At 52.7% G+C, this 15,428-nt stretch carries 21 protein-coding genes and 1 pseudogene; all 22 read right to left on the bottom strand.

Translation table 11 applies throughout. The annotated features are described in order from the left end of the window. Positions 1-3: 3 nt before the first annotated feature. Positions 4-1,605, bottom strand: coding sequence for a terminase TerL endonuclease subunit (locus FGQ85_RS05835; protein WP_171027894.1), 1,602 nt, complete (start codon positions 1,603-1,605; stop codon positions 4-6). Positions 1,606-1,711: 106 nt separating this feature from the next. Continuing rightward, the gene (locus FGQ85_RS05830; protein WP_087314869.1) at positions 1,712-1,999 is read right to left on the bottom strand and encodes a hypothetical protein; all 288 of its coding nucleotides are present in this window, start codon (positions 1,997-1,999) and stop codon (positions 1,712-1,714) included. A 30-nt stretch (positions 2,000-2,029) separates the two neighbouring features. Further along, positions 2,030-2,221 (bottom strand): hypothetical protein, encoded by a 192-nt coding sequence (locus tag FGQ85_RS05825; protein WP_087314867.1) that lies wholly within the window; start codon positions 2,219-2,221, stop codon positions 2,030-2,032. 123 nt (positions 2,222-2,344) lie between these two features. Then, positions 2,345-2,545 (bottom strand): hypothetical protein, encoded by a 201-nt coding sequence (locus tag FGQ85_RS05820; RefSeq protein ID WP_087314865.1) that lies wholly within the window; start codon positions 2,543-2,545, stop codon positions 2,345-2,347. Next, positions 2,535-3,005, bottom strand: coding sequence for a gamma-glutamylcyclotransferase family protein (locus tag FGQ85_RS05815; protein ID WP_087314863.1), 471 nt, complete (start codon positions 3,003-3,005; stop codon positions 2,535-2,537). The genes FGQ85_RS05820 and FGQ85_RS05815 overlap by 11 nt, the downstream gene beginning before the upstream one ends. A 3-nt stretch (positions 3,006-3,008) precedes the next feature. After that, complete coding sequence (locus FGQ85_RS05810) at positions 3,009-3,197, bottom strand: hypothetical protein (protein WP_087314861.1); 189 nt, start codon at positions 3,195-3,197, stop codon at positions 3,009-3,011. 98 nt (positions 3,198-3,295) lie between these two features. Further along, a complete protein-coding gene (locus FGQ85_RS05805; RefSeq protein ID WP_087314859.1) occupies positions 3,296-4,246 on the bottom strand; it encodes an amidoligase family protein in 951 nt (316 codons plus the stop codon). Positions 4,247-4,385: 139 nt separating this feature from the next. Further along, positions 4,386-4,667 carry a DUF6809 family protein gene (locus FGQ85_RS05800; RefSeq protein ID WP_087314857.1) on the bottom strand — a complete coding sequence of 94 codons (282 nt, stop codon included), beginning with the start codon at positions 4,665-4,667 and terminating at the stop codon, positions 4,386-4,388. 180 nt (positions 4,668-4,847) lie between these two features. Continuing rightward, a pseudogene (locus FGQ85_RS19125) lies at positions 4,848-5,063 on the bottom strand (DUF4314 domain-containing protein); the annotation flags it as partial. After that, positions 5,047-5,769 carry a virulence protein gene (locus FGQ85_RS05790; protein WP_138372901.1) on the bottom strand — a complete coding sequence of 241 codons (723 nt, stop codon included), beginning with the start codon at positions 5,767-5,769 and terminating at the stop codon, positions 5,047-5,049. The pseudogene FGQ85_RS19125 and the gene FGQ85_RS05790, both read right to left, overlap by 17 nt. An 81-nt stretch (positions 5,770-5,850) precedes the next feature. After that, positions 5,851-7,794 (bottom strand): DNA (cytosine-5-)-methyltransferase, encoded by a 1,944-nt coding sequence (gene dcm, locus FGQ85_RS05785; RefSeq protein WP_138372900.1) that lies wholly within the window; start codon positions 7,792-7,794, stop codon positions 5,851-5,853. Next, positions 7,784-8,401: an HNH endonuclease gene (locus FGQ85_RS05780; RefSeq protein ID WP_087314849.1), complete on the bottom strand. Its 618-nt coding sequence runs from the start codon at positions 8,399-8,401 to the stop codon at positions 7,784-7,786. The genes dcm and FGQ85_RS05780 overlap by 11 nt, the downstream gene beginning before the upstream one ends. Next, a complete protein-coding gene (locus FGQ85_RS05775) occupies positions 8,394-9,668 on the bottom strand; it encodes a DNA methyltransferase (RefSeq protein ID WP_087314847.1) in 1,275 nt (424 codons plus the stop codon). Before FGQ85_RS05775 ends, FGQ85_RS05780 begins: the two co-directional genes overlap by 8 nt. Then, complete coding sequence (locus tag FGQ85_RS05770; protein ID WP_087314845.1) at positions 9,658-10,272, bottom strand: HNH endonuclease; 615 nt, start codon at positions 10,270-10,272, stop codon at positions 9,658-9,660. Before FGQ85_RS05770 ends, FGQ85_RS05775 begins: the two co-directional genes overlap by 11 nt. Further along, on the bottom strand, positions 10,269-11,054 hold the full coding sequence (locus FGQ85_RS05765) for an S-adenosylmethionine synthetase N-terminal domain-containing protein (RefSeq protein ID WP_087314843.1): 786 nt from the start codon (positions 11,052-11,054) through the stop codon (positions 10,269-10,271). Before FGQ85_RS05765 ends, FGQ85_RS05770 begins: the two co-directional genes overlap by 4 nt. 5 nt (positions 11,055-11,059) lie before the next feature. Beyond that, positions 11,060-11,608: a P27 family phage terminase small subunit gene (locus FGQ85_RS05760; RefSeq protein WP_009269271.1), complete on the bottom strand. Its 549-nt coding sequence runs from the start codon at positions 11,606-11,608 to the stop codon at positions 11,060-11,062. 144 nt (positions 11,609-11,752) lie between these two features. Continuing rightward, positions 11,753-12,112 carry an HNH endonuclease gene (locus FGQ85_RS05755; protein WP_138372899.1) on the bottom strand — a complete coding sequence of 120 codons (360 nt, stop codon included), beginning with the start codon at positions 12,110-12,112 and terminating at the stop codon, positions 11,753-11,755. A gap of 144 nt (positions 12,113-12,256) precedes the next feature. Next, entirely contained in the window at positions 12,257-12,667 is a 411-nt protein-coding gene (locus tag FGQ85_RS05750) for a sigma factor-like helix-turn-helix DNA-binding protein (protein WP_138372898.1), read from the bottom strand. Continuing rightward, complete coding sequence (locus FGQ85_RS18560) at positions 12,664-13,107, bottom strand: hypothetical protein (RefSeq protein WP_177675111.1); 444 nt, start codon at positions 13,105-13,107, stop codon at positions 12,664-12,666. The genes FGQ85_RS05750 and FGQ85_RS18560 overlap by 4 nt, the downstream gene beginning before the upstream one ends. 62 nt (positions 13,108-13,169) lie before the next feature. Beyond that, complete coding sequence (locus FGQ85_RS05740; RefSeq protein WP_138372897.1) at positions 13,170-14,534, bottom strand: DEAD/DEAH box helicase; 1,365 nt, start codon at positions 14,532-14,534, stop codon at positions 13,170-13,172. Continuing rightward, positions 14,515-14,796: a VRR-NUC domain-containing protein gene (locus FGQ85_RS05735; protein ID WP_138372896.1), complete on the bottom strand. Its 282-nt coding sequence runs from the start codon at positions 14,794-14,796 to the stop codon at positions 14,515-14,517. The genes FGQ85_RS05740 and FGQ85_RS05735 overlap by 20 nt, the downstream gene beginning before the upstream one ends. Beyond that, the gene (locus FGQ85_RS05730; protein ID WP_138372895.1) at positions 14,777-15,295 is read right to left on the bottom strand and encodes a YozE family protein; all 519 of its coding nucleotides are present in this window, start codon (positions 15,293-15,295) and stop codon (positions 14,777-14,779) included. Before FGQ85_RS05730 ends, FGQ85_RS05735 begins: the two co-directional genes overlap by 20 nt. Positions 15,296-15,428 lie beyond the last annotated feature (133 nt).

Here is a 15,428-nt window from a genome sequence, read left to right as displayed (position 1 = left end):
CTTTCAGATAAACAAAAGGCCCCGGCTGTCATAAACCGAAGCTCCCGTATCATTCCCACAGCGGATCGCCCGGTCAAGCCCCATAATAGTGGCAATCGCACCGTCAATCTTCTCTGTGGATTTTTCCTTGTCCGCCTTGATGTTGCCGGCTGGGTCGGTACGGATGAAGATGTTGTCCATCATCCACCGCAGCACCGGGTGTCCGCCGTGGGCGATTTTCTCCTCCAGCACCAGCTTCATCAGTTCCTTGGTCGGCGGGGACATATCCTTAAAGCCCTGCCCGAAGGGGACTACCGTAAAGCCCATGCCCTCCAGGTTCTGCACCATCTGCACAGCGCCCCAGCGGTCAAAGGCAATTTCCCGGATATTGAACCGCTCGCCCAACTGTTCGATGAATTTCTCAATGTAACCGTAATGCACCACGTTCCCTTCTGTAGTCATCAGCGTCCCCTGGCGCTCCCACAGGTCGTAGGGAACATGATCTCTGCGGACACGGAGGTCAAGCGTTTCCTCCGGTATCCAGAAGTATGGCAGGATGTAGTATTTATCCTCCTCATCCAGCGGCGGGAACACCAGCACAAAAGCCGTGATGTCCGTAGTGGATGAAAGATCCAGACCGCCGTAGCAGATGCGCCCTTCCAGGTCATCCTCGGAAACCGGAAAGGCGCAGGCGTCCCACTTGTCCAGCGGCATCCAGCGGACGGACTGCTTCACCCACTGGTTGAGCCTTAACTGCCGGAAAGCGTTCTCCTCGCCGGGATTCTGCTGGGCGGATTCACAAGCGGCTTTCACCTTATCAATGCCCACCGTGATGCCAAGGGAAGGATTGGCCTTTTTCCACGCCTTGGGGTCTGTCCAATCCTCATCCTCTGCCGCTCCGTAAATGACAGAATAGAAAGTAGGATCGACCTTCCTGCCTTCCGCAATGTCGATGGCCTTTTGATGCACCTCATAGCAGATGGAGTTGGTGTCGTTTCCGGCAGTAGTGATCAGGAAATACAGCGGCTGCATCCTGGCGTCCCCGGAGCCTTGGAGCATGACGTCAAAGAGCTTTCGGTTGGGCTGGGTATGCAGCTCATCAAAAATCACACCGTGTGTATTGAAACCATGTTTGTTGGCTACATCTGCCGACAGCACCTGATAGGAGGAATTGGTGGGCAGATAGGTGATCTTCTTCTGGGATTCCAGGATCTTTACCCGCTTGGAAAGCGCTGGGCAGAACCGCACCATATCCACAGCCACATCAAACACAATCTTTGCCTGGTTACGGTCGGCGGCACACCCATACACCTCGGCCCGTTCCTCGCCGTCCCCACACAGGAGCAGGAGCGCCACAGCGGCGGCAAGTTCCGACTTGCCCTGTTTCTTGGGGATCTCGATATACGCTGTATTGAACTGACGGTAGCCATTAGGCTTTAACACGCCGAACAGGTCACGGATGATCTGTTCCTGCCAGTCGATCAGTTCAAAGGGCTTTCCCGCCCAGGTACCCTTTGTATGACAGAGAGACTCGATGAACATCACCGCATAATCGGCGGCGTCTTTATCGTAGTGCGAGGTCTTCGCCATGAACTTTGTGGGCTTGTATTTCTTCAGCTTTCGCATAGACACCACCTCCCGAATGGCATAAAAATAAGCCGCATTGCTGCGACTTTCAAAATGGTTCTGTACGAGAGAAAGAGCCATGCGGCTCGTTCTCTGTTGGTTTTCTTTACTGCTGCATCGCCCAGGCGATGGCGTGGCCGTCATCCTCGAACTCAACCCCGCTGGCTGCTCTCAGCCCGATCATCCCTTCGCAGGTGTGATCATCGGTAAGGAACTCGTATGCTGCGCCGAAGTAGCAGGGCTTGTTTCTCCCGTTGTAGTAGTATCCGGCAAGAAGAACCTTGTCTCCAAAATTCAGCGTTTTGCCGTCCATGCCTGAGAACCGCATCTCCAAATCCTCGGTTGTTGTGGGGTTCGGCAGTCTGTACTTTTTCATCGCTTCGTTGATCGTCATGATTTTACCCTCCGTGTCCTGCGCCGTTTTTTAAATGCCCTTGCCCCAAGAAAAGCCTTTTTCGGCTCTCTTGGAAATCATCATCTTCCGGAGCTCCATGAACTGCTCGTAGCTGATGCGGTAGGCGCTGTATGCGCGGCAAATGCTAATGTGGGCATCTTTGAGGTCCTTCTCAGTCTTGATGTTCTCAACCTGTGTTCTAAAGGCGTTGTAGGCTTTCATGTTGGCGTCCTCCGTTTTCTTTGTTTTCCCTTTCGGTGTGTACATATTCGCTCTAAAAGCACATATTATCAAGTCAATTCTGAGCATAATCTGCACAAAGATGGGAGGAACAAATTGTGTATATCACTCCTGTGTATGACGGTGGATCGTCTCGATGATCTGTTCCTGTTCAGATGGCTCCACACCGATGGACTGGAGCGCCTGCCGGGTGCCGCAGTCTGGGCAGATGAACGTTTTGTTGTCCTCCCGTGAAAGCGCCGGAACGCCATGGTAGGTTCTGCCACACAGTGGGCAAACCGCTATCCGGATCACATTATCCTTCATATCCGCATACCTCCCTGCATTTGTCGTAAGCGTCAACCAGAATGTTTTTGTCGAAGCAGAAGGTATCATACCCTTCCAAGCAAGTCCTCATGTAGAAATTACTCGGAATGCCAATCGGCCTGTCCTCATGCATGATGTAGGCAAAGGCCGTCACCGTCCTGCGCTTCCCCGTGCGGATGCCTTTGTACTGAAGTTTAATGTCCCGCTTGTAATAGAAATTGGGGAATCCCTCGTAGCGGTCGAGGGCGGCTTCATCGGTCGCCGTCACCTCCCAGATCACCACAGGGACCGTACCGCCTTCGCTTTTCTCGATGGTCAGGTAGGAGCCGGTCTTACTCCCCTTAAAAAGCAGTTCCCAGCCCTTAAGATTTGCCGTACCGAGGATTGTGGCGTGCGGGCAGCGCATCCGCATCTGACCAACATTGAGGTTACTTCCATAAGCAATGTAATATCTCTTCATCTTTCAAGCACCCCTTTCTGCCCAAGCCACCAGCCTTGAACCCTCTTCTTCCGCATTTGCGGTAAATCTGTCCATTTCTGCCTTGTCCATGAAATACTTTAGGAACGGGATGCCTTTCGCCGTTTCGTACATCGCCTTAACGGTATATCCCATTCTCCTCATTTTCGCAGTATCCTTAATTGTCAAATGCATATCCGCATCTCCTTTCCGAAGGGATCACCCTTCTACCACCTTAAGACCGCCGAGGCGGTCAAGGGTAAGGTGGCAGGAGGCTAACTCCTGCGTGTCCTTCAAGCGGCTGCTCTACCGTGCCGGAAGGCTGTGTCCCCAGAAAGATTGCGGGTCAGAAAATCTCTGGCCGTTGCGAACTCCTCGCCGATGAAGCCCAGGCGGAGGAGCCAGGTGCGCATGGCGTATTTGGGGTTCTCGTTCTGCTGGGGCTTAGGGCTTGCCGTCCGCACATCCTTTGCCATTTGGCTTAAGGCCAGGCAAAGCTGGATGTAGCTTTTAAGCTGCCCCGCGTGGATGCCGCCCCTGCGCTCGGCTGTCGGCTCATCAAACTGGAAGAGCCGGAACTCGACCGTGCCTTTGGTAAAGGTGGCGTGGAGGTTGAGCATATGGTAGCGGCTGTCGTTGTAATGGTGGTTTCTTCCGTAGCTTGCGCCGTTGCTGTTGTACCAGATGTCTGCAAGCTGTGACATTGTGCGGGGCTTCCTGCGATTGACCTGCTCCAAAAACTGTGGGTCTACCGTGCGGCAGTAACGGTTCATGCGGCCCCGGTCAAGTTTCAGTGCCTCGGCGATCAGGCTTTCATGGCTCGCCATAATATTGGCAAGGTTCCGAAGGCTCTGCGGCGTGTGCCCCTGCGCTCCGATGTGGATGTGAACTCCACAGCCACGGCTGGCGTCGCTTTTCGCTCCGGCATGTCTGAGCTGCCTGCAAAGCTCCTGCAGGGTTTCGATGTCGCCGTAGGTCAGGATCGGGGTGACCAGTTCGCATTCCTGTTCTTCCGGTCCTGCGATGGAAACGTCCTTCTGGAATTTCCACTCGCGTCCCTGACTGTCCCATGCGCTCCAAGTGCTGTACCCGTTGCGGCCGGCAGTGTTCTCATATCTGCCTGTGCCGAAGTAGGTGGCGGCAACCTTCGCAGCCTTCTGCCGGGTGATATTGTTCATTTCCACCTCAACCCCGATAGTCTGCGTTTTCATCTCTGCAATCTGCCTTGCTGTTTTCTCATTCATTCTGAAATCCTCCGTTTTTTCTGCCCTGCGGCTGTGTGTTTTCCCTTTCGGTGTACACATATTCGCTCTAAAAGAGGATAATAGCAAGTTAATTCCGCACTATATATTACACAATGATTCCGGGCAGAATTTGTGTGTTTTACAGCTTATTTTTATTTCCAAAACCTGCTGCCGTAAGCTGAACCCCCAGCCGGAACCCATCCTTAAAGCCCTCCAGGATCTGATGGCTTTCCAGTTCAGAACGGTTATCCATGAGCCGCTCAAGGATCTTTTTCCCGTCCTCATCCAGTAGCTGTGTCAAATGCTCTGTATCCCGATAAACCTGCTCACTGCATTGTTCCATCTCAGGAGTCTTATCATTCCGGTTCTCCCATGGCACAATCCTGCCAAAATAGAGCTGCTCCAAAATATCCTGTTCCATTGCTCATTCCTCCTCATCCGTACAGAATGCTTTCCCCAATTTCAATTCCGTATATATTTTCATGTACCGATTTTGCTCACTGCCTTCGGAGTTCATCATTGCGTGAAAGAAAAACTGCTCTGCCTCCGCACGGCTGTACCATTCTTTGGTTCTGCCATAACAAACTGTTTTGACCACAGGAATTTTCCGGACAATATCCTCCCCATAGACCACGTTCAGGCCACTGCCATTATCCCAGCGCATAAGGAGGAAACCGGTGTCATCCACACCTTTGACGGTGCCTTTTGTACCGGCAGGCGGAGCCTGCACATCATCCATCTGCACCAATTCCACACGGGTGCCGGCGGGATATTCCCGGCGGATGCTTTCCACAATCTCTCTACTTGGAAACTTCATGGTTCACACCCCCATCCTTGAAAGCCGAGGACCCGGTCAGATTCTTCAGCAGGATCTTGCGCTCCGCTTTATATTCGCTGCCGATAAATCCCAACCGCAGCAGAAAACAGCGGAATGCGTATTTCTCATTCTCCACCGGTTTCTCAGTCGCTGTTACCCGCTTGGCATTCCTGCTCATCTCGCAGAGTGCGGAAATGAAGTGGGTGTAGGCTTTAGCAGCATCGGAATCGGGCAGTTCCTCGAACCAAGGAAACGCCACCCGGTCCTCCATGATTTCAAAGGAAAGCTCGCTGATCCCCAAAGCTTTCCGTATCAGTTTGCCCTTGGCTTCCAGCAGCTTAGTAAGATTGCCCAACGATACCTTATCAAGCGGGATTTCCACCGTAAGCCCCACGTTTGCCTCCTGTGGCTCGGTTTTACTTGCCTTGGATAATTCCTCTGCCCTTGCGTTAAGCCATGCCTGTGCCATTTCTGCGGGTGCTGCAACGATCCCCCGGTCAGCAAGCTGCTCCAGCAGGTTTTCCACCTCCCCGCTGTCGGCCCGGTCATCAAATTCCAGCGTACCTTCTTTCGTTACTGTAAAGTAGCCGATTTCGTAAGCGGCGCTCGGCATTCCTTTGTACTGCGGCCTGACCTCCAGGATTTCCCCGATGGCTGTTACCAGCGCCTTCCTTTCCGCGCCTGTTCTGTGAAATTCAATTCGCATTCCCTGTACCTCCTTGTTTTTCGGTACTACATTAATCACTCTAAGCAGCGGAAATAGCAAGCGAATCCGGCACAAAATATGTCACAACAAAAAGTCCGGGAATTGTGAGTAGTACACAATGCCGGAAAGCACGAAATAGACGTTGGGGAGCGCCACGCCGTTGCCCCACATTTTATATTCTGCGCTGTCGGAGTGGGGATTTTTCAGCCACTTGATGATCTGGTTCCGGCTCTTGGGTCTGGAGGACTTCCCCATGACGGAGCGGTGTATCTCAAACACCTCTGTCCAGAACTCGATCTCCTCCTCAGACGGCTCATCGGTTTCAAGCCCGGTGCACCACCAGTCCGGGAACCCCTGCAGCCTTGCGCACTCGGTGGGCGTCAGCCTGCGTACAATGTATTCTGGCTCTGTCTCGTTCACTACAGGCGGGTCTTTATAGTCCCTTGCCATCAAGGTCGGGGACTGTTCCTTAAGCATCTGGGTGTAAGTGCCGGTGGTCATGCAGTAGGCTACGGCGTGACGATCAGCAGCATCCAGCGTAAAGGATACATCCTCATTCACGCCGCTGCCCTGGGGACCGTTCTTTTCCGCCCTGCCAATCATGGAACCCTGCAGGGCCACCACGGCCATGCCTCCCTGATTGCAGGTAGGATTTCCGCCGTTCGCATCCAGGCATCTGGAAGTTTCCGCTTCGTAGAAGCCGCTCTTGGGATTCTCGGATTTCATGGCGTTGCTGTCTTTAGAGCAGATGCCATATACTTTGACCGCCAGTTCATTACACCGGGTCTCGCCCACATCGCAGGTATTCAGTGTGTTCGCCACATCGGAGGCTTTCCACTGCGGTTCTTCATCGGGAGAGTGGGGCCGGGTACCTTTCACAAACGGCACGAATACCGTCTGGTCGTTGTTGCAGCCAAGCGTAGCGGATTTGTTATCCTGGATCAGTGCACCTTTGCCGCCGCCCTCACAGCCAGAGCGGATCTTCAGCGTCTTGGGTGTCTCCACCACAAAGGGCTGGTTGTTTCCGCCTGTGCCATAGGTAGACATGACCGTGGGGGCTGTCTCCAGCGGGCCGGTGTATCTGGTGTCCTGGCTATGGTTTTCATAAACCGCCGCCGGCACCGTACCGGTACGGAGAGTAGGCGAGGTCTCCTCCTCATACCCGATGCCCCTGGCCTGTGCGGAATGCTCGGTACAGAAACCGGCTGCCCCCATCACGCAGGGAGGATGCCCGTGGTTTTCTGCCCGGAGCGTTGCCGCAACGTCCTCCGTCACATCCATGCGGCTGCCGCCCTGGTCGTTTAAGCAGACGCAGCCTGACGCTCCAGCGCCTTCCGCAAAAGTTCCGGCAGTTCCTTGCCACGGGCGGAAGCCCTGCGGAGTATACCCAGACACGCCTTCGGACTCAAATAGTATTTTTCCGGCACTCCCGCCTGCAAAATCTGCGACAAGGTAGATACGTTTTCTGCGCTGGGGAACTCCCCAGTACTGCGCATCAAATACCCGCCATGCGAGACTGAAATCGTCTGCCACGATTTCCCCGGCGTTTGCCCATCTCTCAGGTCGAGGAGTATGAATTTCGTATCCTTTGACCGAGCAGATTTCTTCGAGGACGGACTGGAAGTCCGCGCCCTTGTTGGAACTGAACGCGCCAGGGACGTTCTCCCAGACGATATACCTCGGATATTTTCCATCGGTTGCACACCTCATTTCTTTTACAATCCGTATTGCCTCATAAAAGAGGTTACTCCGTGAGCCGCCAAGCCCGGCTCTTTTCCCGGCAATGCTCATATCCTGGCAGGGCGAGCCGAAGGTGATGATGTCCACCGGCTCTACCTCTGCGCCGTCCATCCGGGAGACATCGCCGTAATGCTTCATAAAAGGCAGCCGCTTTGTGGTCACCCGGATGGGGAACGGCTCAATCTCCGATGCCCAAACGGGGGTAATGCCGGAGAGCAAGCCGCCCAGGGGGAAGCCGCCGGAGCCGTCAAAGAGGCTGCCGAGGGTCAGTTTGTCATGGATCATTGACAACACCCCCATCCCAGAAATCAAAAAATGCGCTGTTCTGCGAGAGTTCCGCATAACGCGCACATTTTCCAGCGACTTTTCTTTCAATCCAATCCGGTGCTTTTCCAGTATCGTTATATCTCCCATACTGTCCAAACATACAAAGCATTCCAATATTCCGCGCTTTTACTGCATCTTCAAAGGTATCAAAATAGCCAAGGTGTATCTCTTGCTGGCAGATTTTTATTCTTGCCCGGAATTTGCGCCTTGGCGGATAATAACTCACGCCACTGACACCGGAAGTATTATTTTTCTGCAGCGGCTGGTTCATCTGGTTCTGCTGATGTGTACAATAACGGATATTGCACCTGCGATTGTCAAATGTGTCCAGATTTATATGGTCTATTTCATAGCCTGGCCTGTGTTCAAACAGATAATCATGGAGGGTTCGTCCCTTACAGTCAATCACATAATATTGGCTGCCATTTCCTTTGCTGCCCAGATAAAATTTAACTGTACGAATCTTTTCGACCATATCGGCATCTATCACAAAAATCTGACCGCTTGCCAGTTCCCCATAGGCTACAAGGCCGTCTTCAGAAAACCGATATTTTACATTACTCATCTGCAATTACCTCCGCCATATCAAGTGCCTGTTCGTAGGTATGTTCCTTTCCATCCCGGATCAACAGCACACCATCCGCACTGTTGCCATGCTGGTTCATGTAACGCATAACTGCCACATCTACAAACTTTGGTTCCAGTTCCACCCCATAACAGATCCGCCCGATCTGGTCACAGGCAATCAGCGTGGATGCTGAACCCAGAAACCCATCCAGTACGATTCCATTTACCTGTGTGCTTTGCTGTATCAGATACGCAATGAGAGGAACAGGTTTACTGGAAGGATGACCATGTCCGTCCTCTTTTGAATTCTTGATTCCATCAAATTCAAAGACGGCTTTCTGTTTCTGGTCTCCATACCACTTGTGCTTTCCATCCTTTCTCCAGCCAAAGATGATCGGTTCCATGTTGAACTTCCAGTCTGTCCGCATCAGCGGAGCCCTGGGCTTTTTCCAGATGAGTCCGGCGCCGACCTTGAACCCGGCATCCTCAAAGGCGTCATAAAACACACGCGCTTTCATAGTGGCGTAAAATTCATAGATAGAAGCGTCAATGGCCATGGCATCTTTGAAGTTCGTAAATGCTTTCATGAGGAACTCGTAGGCCTGGGCATCCTCCAGATCGTCGTTTGCGATCCGCCCGGACTGGCTCTCCAGTTTAACAAAATACGGGGCGTCCGTGCAGACCAGGTTGACCTTCGTGTCTCTAAGAAGCAAACGGAACGTCTCCGGGTCTGTGGAATCCCCGCAGATGACGGTATGTTTTCCAAGCCGCCAGATGTCACCTGCTTTGGAAAAGCAGGGCTTCTCCAGTTCCGCTTCCACATCGAAGTCATCTTCCTTCGCCTCATCATCTGTACCAAACAGGTCTGCCAGTTCCTTTTCATCAAAACCGGTCAGCAGGGGATCAAAGTCCATACCCTGCAAGGACTCAATCTCCACCCGCAGAAGTTCCTCATCCCATCCGGCATCCATCGCCATGCGGTTGTCCGCAATGATATAGGCTTTCTTCTGCGCTTCCGTCATTTCATCCACAAAAACGCACGGAACTTCTTTGTATCCTTCTGCCTTTGCGCCGATAAGACGTCCGTGTCCTGCCAGAACGTTGTAATCTCTATCAACAATAATCGGATTTACAAATCCAAACTCCCGTAAAGAAGCCCGAAGCTTGTTTATCTGCTCCGGGCTGTGTGTCCTTGCATTATTGATATATGGGACAAGCCGATTAATATCAACCAACTGGAATTCTGTAATTGTTTTATGTTCCATGCTGCACCTCCTTCGGCAGAATTGTACGGATTCTTTGGACGATTTTTGAAATAGTCGAATGTGAAACATTATTTATCCGCCCTAATTCGCACATAGACATTCCGAAATGCTCATACAGAATATATAATGTGAGCCAGTCTGCTAACGGTATGGCTAATTCATGTTTGGCGGCATGCGGATCAAACAATCCCGTACTAATCGCATGAGCATTATTTTCAGCAACTGTACACCATTCGAGATTTGAGAGGGCATTATTCTGTTTGTTGCCATCTTTATGGTTTACTACAAGATTTTGCCTTTCTCCAATCCACGCATTTAGCATCATTCTATGTGCCTTAAGATGTTTTTTGATTCCATCTATCGTGATGCGATACGTAACATAGCCATACTTATCGATTGATCCGTTTAGTTTCATTATCCTGTATTTTTCAACTAAATTTCCTGCCTTGGAATACTGTCTGTGACAAATTGAATAGAAGTTCCCGTAGCGATCACAAACATAACAATCGTTCTCTGGGCAAAAATGATAATCATCCACACCGAGAGTCTTCATCTGTTCATCAACCCAAATTAATGCTCCTTCCGAATGAGATGTAGTTTTCATCGCACCAGCCCCCATTCCGCAAATTTCTCAAAACCGCCAAGGATCTGGATGTATCTCCGGGCCGTCTCCACGATCTCAGCGTAGGGAACACCGTCCACTGTATCATCCCCGATGGCGCAGCACAGTTCCACTGGCTTTCCGGTTTCCTGCGCTTTGAGCCAAGCGTAGATGTTCACAGACACATCCGCTTTGGAGAGGTCTTTCCCATGAAGCCCGCCGCCCGTCACCGAATCGGCCATGTCGCTACCCAGTTTCCGATTGGTGGCGCCTGCGTCCACATCCGTGCCGCCTGTCCAGTCGCCCAGGGGATTGACCTCGGCGCCCGGATACCGCTTCTGCAGCTTGGCGGCAGGGGCATGGCTCTGGCAGAGGGTCAGCCTTGCTTCATCAATGATGTACTTCCCATCTGTGGGGTAAGTGTGATACACACTTTTTGCAATCTCACAGAGAACTTTCTGCTCCTCCGTGACCGGCATCCCCTTAAAGATACCGTTGTCGCCGCAGCGGATTCCTTCCGCCTGGTTATCGGCGAGGCGTCCGTCCTGCGGGACTTCCACATAATCTGTGTGCAGATTCCCGCCGATACGCTTCACAATGGCATCCACCTCATCCAGCGGGATGTGTACGGAACTCTCCGCAATGATGTGGCAGACGCCGTGGCCGATGAGGACTTCCACGGCGATCCTGGGATTTTCCTCTTTCCTATACGCCGCATCCACCAGAGCGCCGGCGATACGGTCCGCCACCTTATCCGGGTGGCACGGATTTACTTTTTCAAACATAGGTTTCACCCCTTCCTTGCGCGGAGCAGGCGCTCCATCAGATCGTCCTGGGGAGAAACCTCCCCGTAATCGGTGCTGCAGTTTTCTTTCACGATTTGGAAAATCTCGTTCCAGAGCCGCACCGCCTGGTTCATATAGTTGATGCCGATATTGATGAACGGAGACGGGATTGGCTTCTGGGTGGTCGGGTGCTTGGATAGGAAGCCCATACGGTTAGTCATCTCCTCGCACTGAATCCACCGGGCGGAGCACATAGCATACCGTTCTAATAGCTGGGGAGACACTTTCGCCGCACAGCCCACCTTTTTCAGCCACTCCCAGGTTTCCGTGTATATCTCCTCCGCCTGGAGCGTACTCCCGTCACGCTGCTCGGCAGAAAGGAATTCATGGGGCTTTGGCATATCGACACCCTCGACTTCGGGAATATCCAGCACTTCCAGCCTGCGTCCGCCCGGATTGCCATTCTCGGCTTTTTCCTTGACCGCAGACTTTTTTCTTCCCGCACCGGGTCTTGCACCGCCGCGCCCGCCTGTGTTGTTGGATTTTGTCGGCATTTTCTCACCCCTTTCCTCGAAAAGTAAAGCAGCCGCAGCCGGCCACCCTTTATTACCCTTTTGATTTCGCCTTTTTCGCACGCGAGCCCCCGCGCCCGTTCCCACGGGGCAGAGCCGTAGAGATTTTGACCGCCCCTGGGGCCTTTAGTGATTGTGCCAGCGGTCCCCACGTTCTGCATGGATTTTCGCATGGCAAGATGAACATAAGGACATCAGATTCGTTTCGCTGTGATCACCGCCCTCTGCCAGAGGCTTGATGTGATGCACCTGCTCCGCTTTTACGAGCCTGCCTTCCCGTTGGCATCGCTCACAAAGTGGGTGTGCATTCATGTACCGGTCGCGGATGCGTTTCCATGCCCGTCCATACCTGCGCTTGGCTGCCGGGTCCCGGTCATACTTTTCGTACCGCTGGTTCTCTTTTCTTTGATGTTCCTCACAGAACCTGCCATCCGTCAGCTTAGGACAGCCGGGGTAGGAACACGGCCGCTTTGGTTTCCTTGGCATCGGCTCACCTCCTCCAGGCATAAAGAAAGCCCCCGCAGGAAAATCTCCCACGAAGGCTTTTGGCTGTATACATTTTCGCTGATTCTATCATACTCCACCACCCTATGTGCCACAAGGGAAGCGGTGTGTCAAAGTGTGCCAATGTCAGATAAAATCCGGAAAGTGTTGGAGAGCCGACCCATGTATGCGGTGGACTGTCCTCAAAGAAACATCCAGCAGCTCTGCTATTTTCTGCCATGTCCTCCCATCAATATACCGGTAGCGCAGCAGCAGCTTTTCCTGATTATTCTCAACACAGTCAATGGCTTGACTCACCGATTTTTGCAAATCCACATATTCATCCACCATATGGCTGATGTCCCGCTCCAGTTCATCAATCTTGCAGATACATCTGGCAAAAGGAGCATCCGACGGACGGTTAGGATTATGCTGTTCCTCAAAATGGCTGCCGGATATCCTCCTTGACAGATCCCTCCAATAATCCAATTCCCTCAGTTTGGAATGGATCAGGGCATCTATTTCCCTGGCCTGGTTCAAGTATTCCTTGGCCGTCATTCCGATACCTCCCCATCCTGTTTTTTCAGTTCCTCCAACTCTGTTTTTAATGTTTCAAGCTGGATTCTCGCCATATCCATCAGCCCCGACGCCAGTCTTGGCGGAAAGATATAGTTCAGCGGTTTTCGTTTTTTCCCGCCTTTATCGTGGAGGAAAGCAACAGCCACCTTAATCGTACAGCAGTTGCAAGGGCTGAGGATATCCTTATATATTTCCAATGTATTTTCAAGCTCTCGGATTTTTATATTCCGCATCAGCCATTCTCCATCAACCGCTCCCCTGGTCAGGGTGTCGTACCAGTCAGACCGGAAGAATCTTTCACACTCCAGCATTGTGTCTTCCGGGCTTTTCCCATCAATACTGCAGCCCATGAATGCCGCAGCATAATCCTCCGCTGCCTGCCGGACGATTGCGTTTTTTAAGTTATCAAATGCATCCATACCGCACCTCCAAAAAAATTTATTAAATTCCCTCGGATTGGCTATAGTTGTCTTAGATTTGCTCAGATTTTCAAATCAGCTTTTACGGCTTCGATCAACGCAGCCTGTGTGGTGTCCTTTTCCGACAGGGCTTTCATGATCCGCTCGTCAATCGTACCTTTCGTGATGATATGCAGCACCACCACGGTATCGGACTGCTGGCCCTGCCGCCAGAGGCGGGCGTTGGTCTGCTGGTAAAGTTCCAGGGACCAGGTCAGTCCAAACCATACAAGGGTGGAACCTCCGCTTTGAAGGTTCAGCCCGTGTCCCGCCGATGCCGGGTGAATCAGTGCCACTGGAAGTTCCCCTGCATTCCATCTGCGGATGCTTTCCGAAGAATCCAGCCTGGAAAACGGGATTTTCAGCTTATGGAGCCGCTTCGTGATCCGTTCCAGGTCGTGCCGGAACCAGTAAGCCACCAGGAGCGGTTTCCCTCCCATACTCTCGATGATGTCCTCCAGGGCATCCAGTTTCCGGTCATGGATGTCGATGGACTCTCCGTCATCCGTGTAAACTGCGCCGTTTGCCATCTGGGAGAGCTTCCCCGATAGGGCCGCAGCATTGGCGGCAGTTATTTCCCCGTCCGGGAGCTGTAGCAGCAGATCCCGCTTGAAGGAAACATACCGTTGCGTTTCCTCCTCAGAGAGATACACCTCATAGCCGGAAGAAACGAACTGTGGCATCCGCAGATAGTCGGTGGATTTCATCGAAATCGTGATGTCGGAAATCAGCCGGAAGATCTGTTCCTCCGCTCCTGGAAGAGGCTTGTAGGAAAACACCACCTGCCCATTACGTTTGTCCGGCAGGAAGAACCGGGTGCGGTACTGGCCAATGAACCTCCCAAGCCGCTGCCCCATATCCAGCAGCTTGAACTCAGCCCACAGGTCCATCAGCCCATTGCTGCTTGGCGTCCCAGTCAGGCCCACGATCCGTCCCACCTTCGGCCGCACCTTCATCATGGCACGGAACCGCTTGGACTGGTGGTTTTTGAAAGAAGATAACTCATCGACCACCACCATGTCGTAATCAAAGGGGATACCGCTTACCTCTACCAGCCACTGCACGTTCTCCCGGTTGATGATGTAAATGTCGGCCTGCCGTCTCAGCGCCGCCAGCCGCTCCGCTTCTGTTCCCACAGCCACGGAATAGATCAGGCTGCCCAGGTGGTCCCACTTTTCAATCTCTGCCGGCCAGGTATCCCGTGCCACACGGAGTGGCGCAATGACGATGGCTTTGTGGATCTCAAAGCGGTCGAACAGCAGGTCGTTCAAAGCGGTCAGGGTAATGCTCGTTTTTCCAAGTCCCATCGATAAAAGCACTGCCGCAACAGGGTGTGTCTCGATATACTCCGTGGCATATTTCTGATACTCATGGGGCCTGTATCTCATCTATGATCCCTCCGATCTGTTTCTCATCATCCAGCACATACACCTGGAAACCTAACCGCCGAAGGAGCCTGTGCCTGGAAAGCTGCAGGGGCCTCGGTTTTTCTCCCGGTGCTTTTACCTCCACAAAGCCGATGTGTCCGCCCGGCATCAGCACTAAGCGGTCGGGCATCCCGGCAAATCCGGGAGAGGTAAATTTCGGTGCGATGCCGCCTGCCTCTTTCACGGCTTTTGCCAGGTTCTGCTCAATCTGCCGCTCCCGCATATTCCCTCCATAACACCTCAAATGCTTCCACTGCTCCGCTGCAGGCGCCGATACGGCCAAGATACCGTGCAATGACATCGTGTTCCGCCAGGACCGGGAATTCAAAGTCGCGGAGCATATCCCGGACAAAATCCCCGCATGGCGTGGCGTCCGCCTCGAAGTTCCTCGCCCAGCGGAAGAACGGGCTGGGATTGTCATTGATCTCTCGTGTCAGCTCAATGCGGTACTTCCAGTTCAGGCTGTCCGGATTCACGGGCCGGTATCCGGCAAGCAGCATGGCGTCCTTGAACTCGTTGTTGGTAAGGTAAACGCCCGTATCATGTTCCAGCAGGTGCTTCATCCCGTAGCTCGTATGCCCCTGCAGGACCTTTTTCCCGGCGCGGATATTCTTTCTGATCCACCCGTCAACCGCGGTAACCACAGCATCCTCACGGCCGGTGATCAGCGCCCCATCGGTAAATCCGTTCTCATTCGTATAAGGCCTTCCATTTTTGATCATTTCCGATTTCTCCTTTCAGAAGTTGTCCCGTCCAGCCCTTGTCCACAGGGCCTGTCCACAGCAAAAACCCTTGAAATCACTGCGTTTTTGCCGCTTCTGCGGACAAGTGGACGAAAAAATCCCTTACGCGCGA

Origin of the sequence: Pseudoflavonifractor sp. BSD2780061688st1 E11, from assembly GCF_005844125.1 — a bacterium.
Classification (GTDB): Bacteria; Bacillota; Clostridia; order Lachnospirales; family Lachnospiraceae; genus Sellimonas; species Sellimonas catena.
Note: the sequence above shows the minus strand (reverse complement) of the source record. Positions and strands in the feature narration are given on the sequence as shown.